Origin of the sequence: Heterorhizobium halophytocola, assembly GCF_017873095.1 — a bacterium.
Classification (GTDB): Bacteria; Pseudomonadota; Alphaproteobacteria; order Rhizobiales; family Rhizobiaceae; genus Allorhizobium; species Allorhizobium halophytocola.
Window position 1 is genome coordinate 420,660 of sequence record NZ_JAGGJU010000001.1, and the last position, 15,792, is coordinate 436,451.

Consider the following 15,792-nt stretch of genomic DNA (forward strand, 5'->3'; position numbering starts at 1 on the left):
GGCGGCACGCCCCTCAGTTAAATTTTTTAATTAAACAATTTAACCCGGATATGCAACAGGCAGGCCGCGGCCGCTGTGGACGGCTGGAACATTCAGCCGTCCGAAGCCCGCCCGTCGAGGAGATTGGCATCCATCGACTTCAACAGCTTTACCAGCGTGCGCACGTCCTTGCCGGAAAAGCCCTTGACGGCGAGCCGATTGCACTCCTCCGTGGCGGCCTCGATATGGGTCAATGTCGCCTCGCCCGCCGCCGTCAGGTAGACCTTGGTCAGCCGCCCGTCGGCGCTGTCGTCGCGCCGCTCGACGAAGCCCTGCGCCTCCAGCCGGTGGATCGTGCGGGTCATCGTCGGCGCCTTGACGCCCAGCCGGGCGGCCAGCGCGCCGGGCGTCATGCCGTCGGCGCCGGACAGTGCATGGATGACCCCGTCCTGACCGGCATAGAGCCCGCATTCGGCAAGGTTGCGCGACAGTTCGGTGCGCACGGAGCGGGCCGCCTGGACGATGGCCGGCGCCAGCTCGCGAAGCGCATCCTCGGATGCCTCCTTCTTGCGCGCCTTCACCTTCTTGTCGGCGTCCTTCTTCTCGGCGCCGGACCGCTCGCCCGCCTTGAGCTTGTCGTCCTTGTTCTTTTTCGCCATTGTCGCCCCGCCGAACCTCAAGCCTCGTTCCCCCATCCTTACGACACGGGGCAAGAGCTCGTCAAAGCAGGAGAACAGGACTTTTCATGACGCGCCCCGCCCGCCGCTTCGAAGACAACGACCCGTCGCTCAGCCCGGAGGACCGGCGGACCTGGATCGCCGTCCTGCCGCTCGGCGCCCATGAACAGCACGGGCCGCATCTGCCGTTCGAAACCGACACGCTGATTGCCGCCGGCATTGTCGACCGGCTGCTGGGTGCCCTGCCCGCTGCGCTGCCCGTCACCTTCCTGCCGGTCGAACCGATCGGCTATTCGATCGAGCATATGGATGTCGAGGGCAGCCGCAGCCTCGCCTTCGATGCCGCCGTCTACCGCTGGCTGACGATCGCGGGCGAACTCTCCCGCCAGGGCGTCCGCAAGCTCGTGCTGCTCAACGCCCATGGCGGCAATTCCCCGCTGCTGACAATCGTCGCGACCGAAGCCCGCGTGCAGTTCGACATGCTCTGCGTCGCCACCAGCTGGACCCGCTTCGGCCAGCCTCAGGGTTTCATCGCACCGGACAAGAAGGCGATCGACATCCATGGCGGCGACATCGAGACTTCGGTCATGCTGGCGCTCTGCCCCGAGAGGGTCGACATGGCGAAGGCTGCGGCCTTTTCCTCCCGTCAGGCGGATTTCATCCGGGATTTCACGCATCTGCGCGCCTATGGCCCGCATGCCTTCGGCTGGAAGATGCGCGACCTGAACGACCACGGCGTGGCGGGCGACGCCTCCGCCGCCACGGCTGAAAAGGGCGAACAACTGCTCGCCCACGCGGTTGCCGGGATCTCCGACCTGCTGGAAGACGTTGACCGCTTCGATCTGTCGCTGTTCGACCGGACGCGCTCAGGCCTCTAGCAGATCGTCGATCCGGCGACGCCAGAATGCCATGGCCCGTTCCTCGTCGCGCAGATCCACCGCATAGTCGTGCCGCAGGGCATAGAGCAGCGCCTCGATCCGTACAGGGTCCGCCGGCAGCACATCGGGCAGGAAAAGCCGGTTGAAATCGCCGGGACGGCGGACCTGAAAGGTCGCCGCCTGGTATTCGGCGCGGCCGAAGGTATAGACCGGCCGGCCATGCAGCAGCGCTTCGGCACCAACCCCGGAATTGGTGACGCAGACGGCGCAGGCATTGGCAATCAGCGGATGGATCGAACCAGTCGCGACCCGGAACCGGCCGTGGCGCGCGCCCCTTCGCAGCACATGGGCGACGGCGACAGACCGGCAGAGCGGGTGGCGCTTGACCACCAGATCGATGCCCCGCGCGGCACAGGTGTCGGCCACCTCCTGCAGCATGTCGAACATGTGCAGGCTCGCCTGACGCTGGACGGCGTCGTCCACGACCTGCAGGGCGACGAAGACATAGGGGCGGTCGCGCAGGGAAAGGTCCGCAACGATATCGGGTTGATCGTATTTCGACAGGTTGCCGGCAATCAGCCGCGCTTTTTCCTCGGCGATAAAGACCTCGACCGCTTGCCGGTCGAAGGCATCCGCCTCCGGCAAGGGTCGGTCGGCAAAGCTGGCCCAGCCGGAATAGCCGCCGGGGTCGCCACTGAAATACTGGCGCCGGTCGCTCTCCTTGATGTGCAGGCCGCGGCGATCGGACCCGACGGTATGATAGGCGATATACGGCCCCTCGCCTGCGAGCACGCCGTGCTTGGCAAGCCTCGCCCTGATCGTCACCGGCACGCCCCGCTCGGCGAGCACCGTCAGCATCTGGCGAAAGGCCGTGCGGATATCGCTGCGAAAGCCCGGATAGTCGCGGATATTGCTGCGGAAACCGGGAACCGGGATATGGACGACGACGGTGCCGGCACGCTCCGGCGTCGGCTGGCCCTCGATCCGAGCCATCAGGCTCCCATGCGCGGCCTGCAACACGCCGAGCCAGTCAGCGCATTCGGCCTTCAGGTCGGCAAGCCGCTCGAGCAAGTCATGGGCCGCCTGCGAATTATCCACCAGCAATTGCTCGGCCACACGGCGGGCAGCGGCGAAATCCATCAGCGAGACGTAGAAGTCGAACAGCATGACGGTGGCCGCCAGCCCGCGATCGAGCCTGGCTTCCAGCCGACCTGCGTCCTTCAGCGCCCGCTGCATCGCGATCCGGAATGCCCGTTCGTCGCCCATGCCTTCGGCCAGCATCGCCACATCGCGCGCCATGCCGATCATGATACCCGGGTAGAGCGTCATGACCATTCTGCCGAGCCGGATGAGATCGCGCTGCTGGTGGTCGTACTGGGCCGGATCGTGGCGCAGGGATGAAGAGAACCGGGTCCAGGCCAAAAGCGCCTTGACCCCGTCGCGACGGCCGGCAATGCCCTCGCCGAGGCGTTCGGGCAGACCTGAAAGACCCTGGAGAAAAGACGCGATCGGCATGAACCTGCCTGCATTTGCACCCGGCCGGCGACCGCAGATGCCCGGTTTCCATTGCTGCGGGTGGTATGGCAAAGCCGGCACGCTGTCAAACCGGCCGAGCCTCTACCGATCCCTTGGTCGCGGTGTTTCAGAAACCCTTTGAACTCGTTCGCGGCTCAGCCTATATGGAGGTAACTGTGTAACACCGGCGTCCTTGAAGCGCCCCGTTCCCGTCGAGGTCTTTCCATGACTGAAACTTCCCCAAGCCCCATTCCCGTCACCGTGCTCACCGGCTATCTCGGCTCCGGCAAGACGACCCTGCTGAACCGCATCCTGTCGGAAAGCCACGGCAAGAAATACGCCGTCATCGTCAATGAATTCGGCGAGATCGGCATCGACAACGACCTCATCGTCGAGTCCGACGAAGAGATCTACGAGATGAACAATGGCTGTGTCTGCTGCACGGTGCGCGGCGACCTGATCCGCGTCGTCGAGGGCCTGATGCGCCGCCCCGGCCGCTTCGACGGCATCATCGTCGAGACCACCGGCCTTGCCGATCCGGTGCCGGTCGCCCAGACCTTCTTCATGGACGACGATGTGCGCGCCAAGACCGAGCTCGACGCCGTCGTGGCGCTGGTCGACGCCAAGCATCTGCCGCTGCGCCTGAAGGACAGCCGCGAGGCCGAAGACCAGATCGCCTTCGCCGACGTCGTCGTCATCAACAAGACCGACCTCGTCTCCCATGACGAACTGCACCAGATCGAGGACATCGTCCGCGCCATCAACCCGTCGGCGCGGATCTATTCGACCAGCCGTTCGGGCGTCGATCTCGCCCGCGTGCTGAACCAGGGTGCCTTCAACCTGGAACGGGCGCTGGAAAACGATCCGCATTTCCTCAGCCACGACGACGAGCATGTCTGCGGTCCCGATTGCGACCACGATCACGGGCACGACCATGCTCACCATCACCACCATGATCATGATCACCACGATCACGACCATGGCCACGATCATCACCATCACGATCACGGCCCGTCGGCGATCCACGACGTCACCGTCACCTCGGTGTCGCTGCGCGGCGGCGAGATGAACCCGGACCGATTCTTCCCGTGGATCCAGAAGGTGACCCAGACGCAAGGGCCCAACATCCTGCGCCTGAAAGGCATCATCGCCTTCAAGGGCGACGCCGAGCGCTATGTGGTGCAGGGCGTGCACATGATCATCGAGGGCGATCACCAGCGTCCGTGGAAGGATGGCGAGAAACACGAATCCCGCCTCGTCTTCATCGGCCGCGAACTCGACCGCGAAAAGCTGGAAGCCAGCTTCAAGGCCTGCGAGGCAGCGGCATGAGGCTTGACGGCATGATGCAGACTGCAAGCCATGGGACTTTTCGTGAGGCGCGCGCCTGATGCCGTCGGTTGCTCCCTTCGACATCGACGGCCACATCCTGAAGACGGCTTTCCTCGGCGACGTGCCGGTTTTTGCCTCCGCTGCCGGCACCATTCACCGCCTGGAAGGCGGTGAAAGGGTCACAGAGGCGCATAATGGCCTGCTGGCCTGCGTCAAGGATACCGCCAGCGATACGCTGGTGACCGGCGGCGAAGACGGCAGGGTCTGCCGCGTCAAGGCCGACGGCAGCGTCGAGCAACTGGCCGAGGTGCCGCGCAAATGGATCTCGGTGGTCGAGGCCGGTCCGCAGGGTGCGGTCGGCTATGCGCAGGGGCGCACCGCCTATGTCCGCCTTGCCGACGGCACGGTCAAGGAATTCACCGAAGCGCGCACGGTCGAAGGCATTGGCTTTGCGCCGAAGGGCATGCGCATCGGCATCGCCCGCTATAACGGTGTCTCGCTGCATTGGGTCGGTGTCGCCGGCGCGCCCGTCGATCTGGAGTGGAAGGGCGCCCACACAGGCGTCACCTTCTCGCCGGACGGCCGTTTCGTCGTCACCATGATGCAGGAAAACGCCCTGCATGGCTGGAAGCTCGACAGCAAAGCCGGCGCCGACAGCCGCCATATGCGCATGACCGGCTATCCGGCCAAGGTGAAGTCGCTCTCCTGGTCGCCGAAGGGCCGATGGCTTGCCTCCTCCGGCGCCCCCGCTGCCATCGTCTGGCCGTTTGCCGGCAAGGACGGCCCGATGGGCAAGGCGCCGCAGGAACTCGGCACGCGCTCCAATATCCTCGTCACGGAAGTCGCCTTCCATCCGGCGGAAGAAGTGCTCGCCATCGGCTTTATCGACGGCATGGTGCTGGCCGTGCGGATGGCCGATGGCAAGGAAGCCCTGATGCGCCGCCCCGGCAAGGGCGCCATCACCTCGCTTGCCTGGAACGCCAACGGCAAGCTGCTGGCCTTTGCGTCCGAAGCCGGCGATTGCGGCGTGGTCGATATCGCTGCCTGAGCCAGCATTGCCCTTGATCTTGAACCAGAAGAGGCCGGGATCGATCCCGGCCTCTTGTCGTCTGGCATGGGGTCCGGTGGCCGGACCAGGATGAAGCGTGGCGTCTCCCCTTCGCCACGTCTCAGGTTGGCGCCTAGTGGTGGCGCTTCTTCTTACCCTTCGACCCGTGATCGTCATCGCCGCCATTCAGGATGCCGACGCCGGTCGAATTGCCGCTCAGGATGCCGCTCAGCACCGAGGTATTGTTTCCGCTGAGGATCGCATTGCCGTTGAGGATGCTGTTGCGATCGACGTTGACGTTCGGCGAGACGTTGATCAGCGAGCTGCCGGAAGACGAGCCTCCGAACATGCCGGCATGGGCCGGGGCCGCGCAGACGACGGATGCGAGAACGAAGCTGACTGTGGCGAGTTTGGCGATCATGGTATTTCCTCCTCTGAAGTGTCGTATCCCCTCTGGATACACGTCGAAGAATATCGTTAGCGATTTCTTATTCAAGCAAAGTCGAATGTTATAATAAACCGTTAACACTAACGATTAAAATGCCGTTAAAACTGTACTTGCCGTCGCTAAGGTGCTGAGCAAACGACATAAAATGGACAGACTCAGCAAAACAGTCCGTTAATGAATAAATTTTAGCATTTACTTCATTAGTGGAGGCAAAGGATGCGCAAGTTAACCCGATTGATAGCCATGGCAAGCGGTATGGTCGTTGCGACAGCCGCAGGCGCTGCCGAGACGGTCGTCGACTACAAGGGGGAGCAAGGCTATCACAGCAACCTGTTCGACGGCCCGGAGCGGCTCGATGGCTATGTTTTCGTCGGGGAGGTCGCGCTGCGGGGCACCCAGTCCTTTGATGGCGGCACCGCCAGCCTGCGTCTGTCGCACCTGGAAAGGCGCATGCCACGCTACCGTTTCGCCGATACGCACGAAACGGTAGCGGAACTCGGCTTGGCCGTCGACGCGACCGAGACGACGCAGTGGACCATCGAGCTGCGCGGCAGTCGCTCCGAGACCGGAGATCTGCTGGCGCTGGTTTCGACTGTACCGCTCGGATACCGCAACACCAGCTACAGGCTGCAGGGCGGTGCAGGTGTGACGACCACGCAGTTCGGCGGCTCGACCAGCCTCACGGCGAAGCTTTCCGGCGAGCGCAACGGCAAGGTCGATTTCAAGCCCGACCTGCTGCTGCCGGCCCGGCTTGATGCCGACGAGGCGCTGCTGGACGTGATGGGCAAGCACGTCGTGGCGCTGCTCGGCGGAGAAGCGGGCGTCGCGATCAATTACCGCCGCCTTTTCGTGCCCGAGGACCAGCGCGATCTCTATCTTCGCTATCCCGCTTCCGCCCTTCGCGGCACCATCGCCTACGGGCGAGAGGTCGGCCACGGGATCACCGCGCTGGTCGAATTCGGAGCCACGGCATTGGCTGGTCCGGATGTCGGCGCGTCCCTGCACCGCGCCCGCCCCTATCTGCGCACGGAGGTAGAATGGCAAATGGCCGACTGGCTGGCGCTCGGCGCCAGCTACCGGCAGGATTATGCCTTGAGCGATGTTGACGATCCGATCGGCGAGTTCGTCCGTCAGACCCAGGTCCTGGTCAGGACGAAGCCCGCAGAAGGGATCGGCTTCGACCTTGCCCTGGAGCAGCTACGACGGGACTGGATCTACTACGACTATGCGAGCAAGGACCGTTATCTGACGGCGACGCTGACCTTTGACGTCGGGCACGAGCGCAAGCTGGCACTGGAATATGTCCGCCGGCTGCATACCGAAGCGGACGCGGCAGAAGATTATGACGACACGAGTGTAGTTACCCGCTTAAGCGGCAGCTTCTAGCCGGCGCCTTTTTGCCAGCAGAGGCCAGTTCTCCCGAAAAAACAGAACCGGCCAGACTCCTCTCGGAGACTGGCCGGCTATGACATCGGGACCGTCGGGGGGCCCCGATTGGCAATCTTAGAACTTCACGCCGAGACCGACATTGACGACGTGCTGGGTAAAGTCGACATTGGTGCCGCCGATATCCTTGTCGCCGTAGTCGTTGTAGCGATATTCGACGCGACCGAACATGTTGTCGGTGAAGGCGTAGTCGACGCCACCGCCGATGGTCCAGCCGTTCATCATCTTGCTGTCCTCGCCGGCACCGGTGTCGAGCTTGGCATCGGTGGCCGTCCAACCGCCGGCTGCGAAGAGCAGCGCACGGTCGACTGCATAACCGACGCGGCCGCGGATGCCGCCGTTCAGGCCGGTTTCGAAATCGGCACCGGCAACGCTGTCGGAATTCCAGTCGTAGTCGAGGTTACCTTCGACACCGAGGATGACATTGCTGCCAACATCGAAGTTGTAGCCGACGAAGCCGCCGAGACGGCCGCCGTCGAAGTCGCCCGAGCCAAAGCCGTCGACGTCACCGTCGCCCCAGCCGTAGCCGCCTTCAGCACCGACATAGGCGCCGGCCCACGAGAACGTGGCGGGCGCTTCGACGGCAACCGGCGGAGCCGGCGGTGCTTCCATGACGACGTCTGCAGCGAAAGAAGTTGTCGAAGCGGTCAGCAGGATTGCGGCTGTGCCGAGAAGGATCTTGGTGTTCATTGGGTTACTCCCCATTGGGTCTTACTCATCAACGCTCCGTCCTGCGGAACGTCTGTGGCTATTCACGACCTCATAACTGTCGAAAGTGGGGCAATGTTTCCGTTGGTTCCCCTCGTTCGGCTCATCTCTCCGGCCACCGTGACAGTTATATCACATACCCATTGTGCCCAATCCGATCGGCGGATAGGCAAAAGCCCTTCCGAGTGAACGGAAGGGCTTGAATCTCTTGCGGAACTTTTCAGAAAAGCGGACGGCCGCGTCACGCGGCCCGGCGAGCCCGGTGGATGACGCCCGGACGCGACAATTTGCGCCCCGTCGGAACAATGACGCCGACGGCACCGTCGAGATGGCCGGCGGAAAGCTCAAGACCGAGGAACCGCTCACGGGCAAACGGGCCGGGCATGACGAGATGGCGTGCCTTGTCGGCAAAGAAGCCGAAGCGTTCATAATAGGCGGCATCGCCGACCAGCAGGACCGCGCCGTGGCCGCGCTTCTTCGCCTCGGTGATCGCAGCACGCATGAGCGCGGAGCCGACGCCCTTGCCTTCCAGCGCGGGATCGACCGCCAGCGGGCCGAGCAGCAGCGCCGAGACCGGCTCACCATCGGCGGTCACGCCTGCCTCGACGTTCCAGAGCCTGACGGTTCCGACCAGATGGCCTTTGGTGTCACGGGCGACGAGGGCCAGGCCCTCGGCCGGCAGACGGCCGCGGCGAATCTTTTCCGACGACTTCTTCTTGCGATCCGGCCCCATGGCGCGGTCCAGCAGGTTTTCCCGCGCGACAACGTCGGAAGGCGTCTCTGCATCGATGGTAAAGGTATGCGGCGCGAAAAATGCGCGCACGTTTTCAAGTACAGTGGCCATTCTGGGCCTCCGAAGCTGAAAAACCGTTCAAGCGGCTCTGAAATAAGGGGTGTCGTCGGCTCCGGCCCTTTCACGGACCGGAGCCTCAGCAATGTCAGATGACGTAGGACTTCAAGGGATCGAAACCGTTGAAGGCCACAGCCGAATAGGTCGTGGTATAGGCACCCGTCCCTTCGATCAGAACCTCGTCACCGATCGAAAGCGAGATCGGCAGCGGATACATGTTCTTCTCGTAGAGCACGTCGGCCGAATCGCAGGTCGGGCCGGCGAGAACGCAGGGCTCCATCTCGTCGCCGTCGCGCTCGGTGCGGATCGGATAGCGGATGGCCTCGTCCATGGTTTCGGCCAGACCGCCGAACTTGCCGATGTCGAGGAAGACCCAGCGATGGCTGTCATTGTCCGACTTCTTCGAGATCAGGACGACTTCCGCCTTGATCACGCCGGCATTGCCGACCATGCCGCGACCGGGCTCGATGATCGTCTTGGGCAGCTGGTTGCCGAAGTGCTTGCGCAGCGAAGACGCGATCGACTGGCCATAGGCCTCGGCCGACGGAATGTCGCGCAGGTACTTGGTCGGGAAGCCACCGCCCATGTTGACCATTTCCAGGTGGATGCCCTGCTTGGCCAGCTGTGCGAAGACGCGCTTGGCATCGCCGAGCGCCGCATCCCAGGCATCGACCTTGGTCATCTGCGAACCGACATGGAACGAGACGCCATAGGAGGTGAGGCCCAGCTGATGTGCATAGACGAGAACGTCGACGGCCATCTGCGGCACGCAGCCGAACTTGCGGCTGAGCGGCCATTCGGCGCCTTCGCCATCGGTGAGTACGCGGCAGAACACGCGGGCGCCGGGCGCTACACGGGAGATCTTTTCGACTTCCTCGTGGCTGTCGACGGCGAACAGGTCGATGCCGAGCGCATGGGCGCGGGCAATGTCGCGTTCTTTCTTGATCGTGTTGCCGAACGAGATGCGCTCCGGCGAAGCACCGGCGTCGAGCGCCATCTGCACTTCAGCGACGGATGCGCAATCGAAGTTCGAACCGAGTGAAGCCAGGAGCTTCAGGATTTCCGGAGCCGGGTTGGCCTTGACGGCGTAGTAGATCGCGCTGTCCGGCAGGGCGTGACGGAAGGCGTTGTAGTTCTCGCGAACGACGTCCAGGTCGACGACGAGGCAGGGGCCTTCGGGGCGACGGGTCTTGATGAAGTCGAGGATGCGTGCAGTGGTCATCGGTCTCAACCCTTCCAAACAGTAACGGCTGGAGTCTAGCGACTCCATGTGGACAAAGGACGACGAAAACCCGGCAGAAACCAGCAGGTGGAAACACTGGCATCGGCGAATGCTCGACGAATGAATTGGACCAACGCACGAGAACGTACGCATGTCCGCTTTGTCTGCCATGGATTGGAACGGGAGACCCGACCGCACTTCCGGCAATGATGGTGTGCCTCTTCAGTGACCCCGGCGGTTGGAATGCCGGAAGAGAACCAGAAAGGCCCGCACCGTCGTTGCTTCAAGATGTCCTCGCATATTCCAGTTGGCCGGAATAACGACTGGAGGGGTTAGTTCCAGGTACCTTACCGATTTCTCACCATTCGAGGATCGGCGGACACCCACAGGCACGTGCGACTTTGGGCAAGACGGGAGATAAGAATATTCGCCGTCACAATCAAGTGTTTTTTGCTTGCTCACTTGATTTTTTGGGTGAACGACGAAAGGATTTCGTTCAAGAAGTGTAGACAACCTGGAGACGGCCATGGACACGCTGACACGGATCAGAGCCTATATCGATGTCGTCGACGCGGAGGGCTTTTCGGCCGCCGCCCGCAAGACCGGCCGCTCGAAGGCGCTGCTGTCGAAATATGTGCGCGAACTCGAGGATGAACTGGGCACACTGCTGCTGAACCGCACCACGCGGCAGTTCTCGCTGACCGAGGCCGGTCAGCTCTATTACCGCAATGCCGCCGACATCCTGAAGGAGATCGACAGCCTTGCCGATCTCGTGCGCGAGAACAATACCGACCTGAAAGGCCGGGTAAAGGTCTCGGTGCCGCGCACCTTCATCGACGCGGAAGTGGGGCAGTCGCTGATCGATTTCGCCACGCAGAACCCGGACATCTCGCTGGAAATCCTGGCGGAAGACCGCTTCGTCGACCTGATCGAGGAAGGTTTCGATCTCGCCATCCGGATCACGCGGCTGGATGATTCGGGACTGATTGCCAAGAAGATCTCGGACTTCCGCGTCTTTGCCCTGGCCACCCCGGATTTCATCAGGAAACACGGCCCGTTCAAGCATCCGCAGGACCTTGCCCGCGTACCGGTCCTGGTCGACACCAATGCCCGCTCGCACAATTCGCTGCGCTTCGCCATGCCTGATGGCGGCGGGATATCGGTGGCCGTCCATGGCCCGATCGAGGTCAACAGCCCGCTTGCGACCCTGCGTGCGGCGCGCGCCGGCCTGGGTGTCGCGATGATCCCGGACTTCATCGCCCGCGCCTATATCGATTCGGGTGAACTGGTCTCGATCCTCGAGGAATTCCTGCCGACCGACCGGGGCATCTATGTGGTCTATCCGCATCGTCGCTATCTGCCGGCCAAGGTGCGGGCCTTTGTCGATTTTCTGCACGCCTGGTTTCGCAAGAACGCCTAGCCGCGGCCAGCCGCAATTTGGCCCGGTGACGCGGCTAACGACTACCCAATCGTCAAAGGAACCGCATTCGATCATGCTGAAGAAGTTCGCCGCCGCCGCCTGCCTGGTCCTGCTGGCCCCGGTCGCCGCGGCCGCCCATCCCCATGTCTTCATCGATGCGAAACTCGACGTGGTTGCCGGTCCGGACGGGACGATCAAGGATCTGAAAAACACCTGGCGCTTCGACGAGGTCTTCTCGTCCAGCGTGATCATGGACTTCGACACCAATATGGACCTGAAACTCGGGACCGAAGAGCTGAAGAAGCTGGCGGAGACGATCCGCGCGTCGCTTGGCGAATACGACTATTTCACCTTCGTCACCGCCAACGGCAAGCAGATCGCCATGGTCCCGCCCAGGGTGCTGACGGCCACCTATGCCGACAGCCGGCTGACCGTCTCCTTCACCATGCAGCCGAAGGCACCGCTGCCGCTGAAGGGACGCCTCTCCTTCGGCATCCATGATCCGACGCTTTACACCTCGCTCGACTTCAAGAAGGATGATGACCTGACCGCCAGGGGTGCCGGCTTTACGGGCTGCGCCCGCAAGGTCGTCCGCCCCGATGCCGACCAGGTGATCGCCCAGAACCAGACGAGCCTGACCGATGCCTTCTTCAACGATCCGACCGGCACCGACATGTCGAAACTGTTTGCCACCCGACTGGAGCTGACCTGCAAATGAGATTGCCGCCTCGCCTGCGCCTTGCCCTGATTGCAAGTCTCGGACTGGCGGTTTTCGCCGGCATCGCCCATGCCCGCTCGCCGCTCGGCGTCGGCACCGCCGAGCCCTCCTTCGACACCACCGGCCTGTTCGGCTCGTTGCTGGTCTGGGTCAATTATTATCAGCAGGCCTTCTATCGGCAGCTCACCGGTGCGCTGGTGGCGATGCGCCAGGATCCGGCCAAGCTATGGCTGCTGATCGGCCTTTCCTTTGCCTATGGCATTTTTCATGCGGCTGGCCCCGGCCACGGCAAGGCGGTCGTCTCCTCCTATCTGCTGGCAAACGAGACCCAGCTTCGCCGAGGCATCGCGATCTCCTTCATCGCCTCCCTGCTGCAGGCGGTCGTCGCAATCGGCGTCGTCGCCGGCGCCTATCTCCTGTTGCGCGGCTCCGGCATCACGCTGACGCAAGCGACCAATGCGATGGAGATCGCCAGCTACTGTCTCGTCATCGCCTTCGGCGCATGGCTGCTGGTGCGCAAGCTCAAGGGGCTTGTCTTTGTCCGCCAGGGAGATACGGCAAGCGCCCTGTTCGGCACGTCCGGTGTCTCCACCCGCACGACACAGGCGACCGGTCTCTCCTTCTCCGCCATCGAGATCGGTCATGACCATCAGGCTCTGCAGGCAGGTGCTGTCTGCGCCGATTGCGGCATGACCCATCTGCCCGATCCCTCGCTGCTGCAGGCCGATCGCTTCGGGCTTGGAGAAGTGGCCTCGGCCATCGTCGCCGTTGGCCTAAGGCCCTGTTCCGGCGCGCTGCTGGTGATGACGTTTTCGCTGCTGAACGGGCTTTATCTCGGCGGCATCCTGTCGGTCTTCGCCATGGCGCTCGGCACGACCATCACCGTCTCGCTGCTCGCCATTCTCGCCGTCGGCGCCAAGGGCCTTGCGACACGACTTGCCGGGCGGCAATCGAGATCCGGCGCCATGGTCGGCCACGCGATCGAGATCACCGGCGCGATCGCCGTGATCGCGCTCGGCACCCTTCTTTTGCTGGCCACGCTGAAGAACTGACCGGTCCTATCGACTGTTGTCGCGACGACGCTTGTAGATCGTCCTGACCCAGAAAATCAGGAAGAACGACAGAATGACGACCGCGCCGACGGTCGCGGCCAGAACCGGCGAATACTGACCGATCCAGAGGGTCAGGTTGGGCAGGAAATAGATCCCCGCTCCGACCACGAGGAGAATGACGGCTGCGGCTATCGCCGAAGAGCGGTCGTTGTTGGCGGGATCGCTCATGCGGCAGATCCCGCCATGCTGCTGCGGATATCATCCAGCTTGCGGATCTGCCGACCCTCGGCGTCAAAATTGTCCGGCGAGAGCCATGCCTCGAACACGGCCTTCAGCTGCGGCCATTCGCCGTCGATCATCGAAAACCATACGGTATCGCGGTTCTCGCCCTTGGAAATCATATGCTGGCGAAACACGCCTTCGAAGGTGAAGCCCAATCGGCGCGCGGTCGCCTTGCTCGGCTCATTGCCGTTGTGGCACTTCCACTCGTAGCGCCGGTAACCAAGCCCCTCGAACACATGCCGCGCCATCAGGTAATGCGCCTCGGTCGAGAGCGGCGAGCGCTTCATCGCGGCGCCATGGGCAACCGATCCGACCTCGACGACACCATTTGCCGGATCGGGCCGCATATAGCTCGCCATGCCCAGAATGTCGCCGTTCGCCTTGTCTTGGAAAACGCAGGTCACCCAGCCGAGCGTGTCGCGCGCACGGTCGAGCCAGTCGCCGAATGGCGCGGGTCCGGCAAAATGCGCCTGGGGGAAATATTTCAACAGCGCGTTGACCTCCTCGCCGCCGAGCGCGTCCCAGAGTGCCGACAGATGCCGTGCGCGATCGTAAGGCTTGACGGTCACGCGCCGTCCTTCGATCGTGACGGGCTTGGGCGCTTCCACCTTGTACTGGCTGAGATCGGACATCGGGTTACCTTTGGCATTGAAGTGCGCAAGGATTAGGCGAGCCCGCTTAGAAAGGCAACGAGACTCTCCGGCAAGCGCCCTGCGCCGTTCAGACGGCCTTGGTCTTTGCAGAAGCGACCGCCGCCTCGATATGATCGATCAGCGCATCCGGAAGACCGAGTCGGCCGGCCAGAAGATCGAGATAGCCGCGCTCCGCCCGGCTGTCGGGTTCGATCGTCAGCCGCGACGCCGTGTAGATCTCGACCTTCTGCTCTTCGGTGCGGGCAGCCGTTACCAGAGCATCGAGATCGATCGGATTGGCAAGCTCGGCTTCCAGGAACGCTTCCGCTTCCGCGCCGAGATCGACCGCATGCACCTTTTCCATGATCTGCTTGCGCTCGTCAGCGTCGATATGGCCATCGGCCTTGGCAGCGGCGATCATCGCCCGCACCAGGGTCAGGGCGAAATCGTTGGAAAATTCGCCCGACTGCGGATGGAAGGGTGATTCGGCTGGCGGCGGCAGAAGCTCGGGTGCGTTAGCGGGCGTTGCGGGCGCCGCCTGCTCGGGCATCTTGCCCGCCTTGTAGTTCTGGTAGGCGAGATAGCCGAGACCGGCGACGGCTGCGACACCACCAAGCTTCACCGCATTTTCGGTCAAGGACCGGCCGGTCTTGGTGCCGAGCAGCAGGGCTGCGATCGCGCCGGTCTTCCAGGGATTGTTGCGCGCCATGTCGCCCGCCTGCCCTGCCCTCTCCTTCACCGTGCCGGTGAGCCCCGGAATTTCCGAACCCAGGAACTGGTCGAGCAGCTTTTTCGCATCCAACATCGGTGCATCTCCCTCATTTAGCCGTGCTTCGACACAGATAGGAAGGCGGGCGGCAAATTCCAAAGGAAAGGCCGCCCCCCGAACAGGGAAGCGGCCATGCTATGTCGATGACGATGTCTGGAGAGTGCCTCAGGCCGTCAGCGCGAAAGCCTCTTCGGCCAGACGCGTGATGCCGTCCCAGTCGCCCCTGGCAACCAGGTCCTTCGGCGCGACCCAGGAGCCGCCGACGCAGATCACGTTCGGCAGCGACAGATAGTCCTTGGCATTCTTCAGCGAAATGCCGCCGGTCGGGCAGAACATCGTGCCGGCAAGCGGCGACGACAGCGATTTCAGATAGGCGGCTCCCCCGGCCTGCTCGGCGGGGAAGAATTTCAGCACCTGATAACCTTCCTGGCGCAGCGCCATGACTTCGCTGGCGGTCGCAGCGCCCGGCAGCAGCGGAATGTCCGACTTGCGGGCGGTGTCGAGCAGCTCCTGCGTCGTGCCGGGGCTGACGATGAACTGCGCACCGGCTTCGACTGCGGCTGCGAAATGGGCGGGGTTGAGGATCGTGCCGGCGCCGGCAACGGCACCTTCCACTTCCTGCGCGACGCGGCTGACCGCTTCCAGCGCAGCTTCCGTGCGCATGGTGATCTCGATGGCCTTCAATCCGCCCTTGACCAGCGCACGGGCCAGCGGCACCGCGCTTGCGACATCCTCGACGATCAGCACCGGCACGACCGGCTGCAACTTCAGGACGGCGAGGAGCTTTTCGGTTTTCGCACCCATGATGAAGCGCCTTTC

At 63.1% G+C, this 15,792-nt stretch carries 17 protein-coding genes; 7 read left to right on the top strand and 10 right to left on the bottom strand.

All coding sequences use genetic code 11. The features are described 5' to 3' along the window. Positions 1 to 92: 92 nt before the first annotated feature. Positions 93 to 638, bottom strand: coding sequence for a MarR family winged helix-turn-helix transcriptional regulator (locus tag J2Z17_RS01990; RefSeq protein ID WP_209941733.1), 546 nt, complete (start codon positions 636 to 638; stop codon positions 93 to 95). A gap of 86 nt (positions 639 to 724) precedes the next feature. On the opposite strand from J2Z17_RS01990, the gene J2Z17_RS01995 reads away from it, so the two are divergent. Then, on the top strand, positions 725 to 1,534 hold the full coding sequence (locus J2Z17_RS01995) for a creatininase family protein (protein ID WP_209941735.1): 810 nt from the start codon (positions 725 to 727) through the stop codon (positions 1,532 to 1,534). On the opposite strand, the gene J2Z17_RS02000 is transcribed toward J2Z17_RS01995, so the two are convergent. Then, on the bottom strand, positions 1,523 to 3,049 hold the full coding sequence (locus tag J2Z17_RS02000; protein WP_209941737.1) for a capsular polysaccharide export protein, LipB/KpsS family: 1,527 nt from the start codon (positions 3,047 to 3,049) through the stop codon (positions 1,523 to 1,525). The two genes, J2Z17_RS01995 and J2Z17_RS02000, sit on opposite strands and share 12 nt — an antisense overlap. Before the next feature lie 225 nt (positions 3,050 to 3,274). Between J2Z17_RS02000 and J2Z17_RS02005 the strand changes: the two genes are divergently transcribed. Both J2Z17_RS02005 and J2Z17_RS02010 read left to right on the top strand, forming a co-directional pair. Next, positions 3,275 to 4,378 carry a CobW family GTP-binding protein gene (locus J2Z17_RS02005; protein WP_209941738.1) on the top strand — a complete coding sequence of 368 codons (1,104 nt, stop codon included), beginning with the start codon at positions 3,275 to 3,277 and terminating at the stop codon, positions 4,376 to 4,378. 58 nt (positions 4,379 to 4,436) lie between these two features. Next, positions 4,437 to 5,426: a WD40 repeat domain-containing protein gene (locus J2Z17_RS02010; RefSeq protein WP_209941740.1), complete on the top strand. Its 990-nt coding sequence runs from the start codon at positions 4,437 to 4,439 to the stop codon at positions 5,424 to 5,426. 133 nt (positions 5,427 to 5,559) lie between these two features. On the opposite strand, the gene J2Z17_RS02015 is transcribed toward J2Z17_RS02010, so the two are convergent. Further along, entirely contained in the window at positions 5,560 to 5,847 is a 288-nt protein-coding gene (locus tag J2Z17_RS02015) for a hypothetical protein (protein WP_209941742.1), read from the bottom strand. A gap of 243 nt (positions 5,848 to 6,090) precedes the next feature. On the opposite strand from J2Z17_RS02015, the gene J2Z17_RS02020 reads away from it, so the two are divergent. Further along, complete coding sequence (locus J2Z17_RS02020) at positions 6,091 to 7,260, top strand: hypothetical protein (protein WP_209941744.1); 1,170 nt, start codon at positions 6,091 to 6,093, stop codon at positions 7,258 to 7,260. A gap of 117 nt (positions 7,261 to 7,377) precedes the next feature. Here the strand turns inward: J2Z17_RS02020 and J2Z17_RS02025 are convergent, their stop codons facing one another. The 3 genes from J2Z17_RS02025 to odc2 form a co-directional block, all read right to left on the bottom strand. Then, positions 7,378 to 8,010, bottom strand: coding sequence for an outer membrane protein (locus J2Z17_RS02025; protein ID WP_209941747.1), 633 nt, complete (start codon positions 8,008 to 8,010; stop codon positions 7,378 to 7,380). Between the two features lie 259 nt (positions 8,011 to 8,269). Continuing rightward, positions 8,270 to 8,872 carry a GNAT family N-acetyltransferase gene (locus J2Z17_RS02030; RefSeq protein ID WP_209941749.1) on the bottom strand — a complete coding sequence of 201 codons (603 nt, stop codon included), beginning with the start codon at positions 8,870 to 8,872 and terminating at the stop codon, positions 8,270 to 8,272. 94 nt (positions 8,873 to 8,966) lie between these two features. After that, entirely contained in the window at positions 8,967 to 10,100 is a 1,134-nt protein-coding gene (odc2, locus tag J2Z17_RS02035; protein WP_209941751.1) for an ornithine/lysine decarboxylase, read from the bottom strand. Positions 10,101 to 10,626: 526 nt separating this feature from the next. Between odc2 and J2Z17_RS02040 the strand changes: the two genes are divergently transcribed. From J2Z17_RS02040 to J2Z17_RS02050, 3 genes are all read left to right on the top strand, one after another. Then, a complete protein-coding gene (locus tag J2Z17_RS02040) occupies positions 10,627 to 11,520 on the top strand; it encodes a LysR family transcriptional regulator (protein WP_209941753.1) in 894 nt (297 codons plus the stop codon). Between the two features lie 73 nt (positions 11,521 to 11,593). Then, positions 11,594 to 12,238 carry a DUF1007 family protein gene (locus tag J2Z17_RS02045; protein WP_209941755.1) on the top strand — a complete coding sequence of 215 codons (645 nt, stop codon included), beginning with the start codon at positions 11,594 to 11,596 and terminating at the stop codon, positions 12,236 to 12,238. After that, entirely contained in the window at positions 12,235 to 13,290 is a 1,056-nt protein-coding gene (locus tag J2Z17_RS02050) for a nickel/cobalt transporter (protein WP_209941757.1), read from the top strand. The genes J2Z17_RS02045 and J2Z17_RS02050 overlap by 4 nt, the downstream gene beginning before the upstream one ends. Before the next feature lie 6 nt (positions 13,291 to 13,296). On the opposite strand, the gene J2Z17_RS02055 is transcribed toward J2Z17_RS02050, so the two are convergent. The 4 genes from J2Z17_RS02055 to J2Z17_RS02070 all read right to left on the bottom strand — a co-directional run bounded on the left by J2Z17_RS02055 (position 13,297) and on the right by J2Z17_RS02070 (position 15,777). Further along, entirely contained in the window at positions 13,297 to 13,518 is a 222-nt protein-coding gene (locus J2Z17_RS02055) for a hypothetical protein (protein WP_209941759.1), read from the bottom strand. After that, positions 13,515 to 14,204 carry a GNAT family N-acetyltransferase gene (locus tag J2Z17_RS02060; RefSeq protein WP_209941761.1) on the bottom strand — a complete coding sequence of 230 codons (690 nt, stop codon included), beginning with the start codon at positions 14,202 to 14,204 and terminating at the stop codon, positions 13,515 to 13,517. Before J2Z17_RS02060 ends, J2Z17_RS02055 begins: the two co-directional genes overlap by 4 nt. 88 nt (positions 14,205 to 14,292) lie before the next feature. Next, positions 14,293 to 15,009 (bottom strand): tellurite resistance TerB family protein, encoded by a 717-nt coding sequence (locus tag J2Z17_RS02065; RefSeq protein ID WP_209941763.1) that lies wholly within the window; start codon positions 15,007 to 15,009, stop codon positions 14,293 to 14,295. A 129-nt stretch (positions 15,010 to 15,138) separates the two neighbouring features. Beyond that, positions 15,139 to 15,777 carry a 2-dehydro-3-deoxy-phosphogluconate aldolase gene (locus J2Z17_RS02070; protein WP_209941765.1) on the bottom strand — a complete coding sequence of 213 codons (639 nt, stop codon included), beginning with the start codon at positions 15,775 to 15,777 and terminating at the stop codon, positions 15,139 to 15,141. Positions 15,778 to 15,792 lie beyond the last annotated feature (15 nt).

Excerpts from the sequence above, each read along its gene's own strand:
- J2Z17_RS02010 (WP_209941740.1), top strand. The coding sequence starts at position 4,437 with ATGCCGTCGGTTGCTCCCTTCGACATCGACGGCCACATCCTGAAGACG.
- J2Z17_RS02060 (WP_209941761.1), bottom strand. The coding sequence starts at position 14,204 with ATGTCCGATCTCAGCCAGTACAAGGTGGAAGCGCCCAAGCCCGTCACG.
- J2Z17_RS02070 (WP_209941765.1), bottom strand. The coding sequence starts at position 15,777 with ATGGGTGCGAAAACCGAAAAGCTCCTCGCCGTCCTGAAGTTGCAGCCG.
- J2Z17_RS02005 (WP_209941738.1), top strand. The coding sequence starts at position 3,275 with ATGACTGAAACTTCCCCAAGCCCCATTCCCGTCACCGTGCTCACCGGC.
- J2Z17_RS02040 (WP_209941753.1), top strand. The coding sequence starts at position 10,627 with ATGGACACGCTGACACGGATCAGAGCCTATATCGATGTCGTCGACGCG.
- J2Z17_RS02050 (WP_209941757.1), top strand. The coding sequence starts at position 12,235 with ATGAGATTGCCGCCTCGCCTGCGCCTTGCCCTGATTGCAAGTCTCGGA.
- J2Z17_RS01990 (WP_209941733.1), bottom strand. The coding sequence starts at position 638 with ATGGCGAAAAAGAACAAGGACGACAAGCTCAAGGCGGGCGAGCGGTCC.
- J2Z17_RS02055 (WP_209941759.1), bottom strand. The coding sequence starts at position 13,518 with ATGAGCGATCCCGCCAACAACGACCGCTCTTCGGCGATAGCCGCAGCC.
- J2Z17_RS02045 (WP_209941755.1), top strand. The coding sequence starts at position 11,594 with ATGCTGAAGAAGTTCGCCGCCGCCGCCTGCCTGGTCCTGCTGGCCCCG.
- J2Z17_RS01995 (WP_209941735.1), top strand. The coding sequence starts at position 725 with ATGACGCGCCCCGCCCGCCGCTTCGAAGACAACGACCCGTCGCTCAGC.
- J2Z17_RS02015 (WP_209941742.1), bottom strand. The coding sequence starts at position 5,847 with ATGATCGCCAAACTCGCCACAGTCAGCTTCGTTCTCGCATCCGTCGTC.
- J2Z17_RS02000 (WP_209941737.1), bottom strand. The coding sequence starts at position 3,049 with ATGCCGATCGCGTCTTTTCTCCAGGGTCTTTCAGGTCTGCCCGAACGC.
- J2Z17_RS02025 (WP_209941747.1), bottom strand. The coding sequence starts at position 8,010 with ATGAACACCAAGATCCTTCTCGGCACAGCCGCAATCCTGCTGACCGCT.
- J2Z17_RS02020 (WP_209941744.1), top strand. The coding sequence starts at position 6,091 with ATGCGCAAGTTAACCCGATTGATAGCCATGGCAAGCGGTATGGTCGTT.
- J2Z17_RS02065 (WP_209941763.1), bottom strand. The coding sequence starts at position 15,009 with ATGTTGGATGCGAAAAAGCTGCTCGACCAGTTCCTGGGTTCGGAAATT.
- odc2 (WP_209941751.1), bottom strand. The coding sequence starts at position 10,100 with ATGACCACTGCACGCATCCTCGACTTCATCAAGACCCGTCGCCCCGAA.
- J2Z17_RS02030 (WP_209941749.1), bottom strand. The coding sequence starts at position 8,872 with ATGGCCACTGTACTTGAAAACGTGCGCGCATTTTTCGCGCCGCATACC.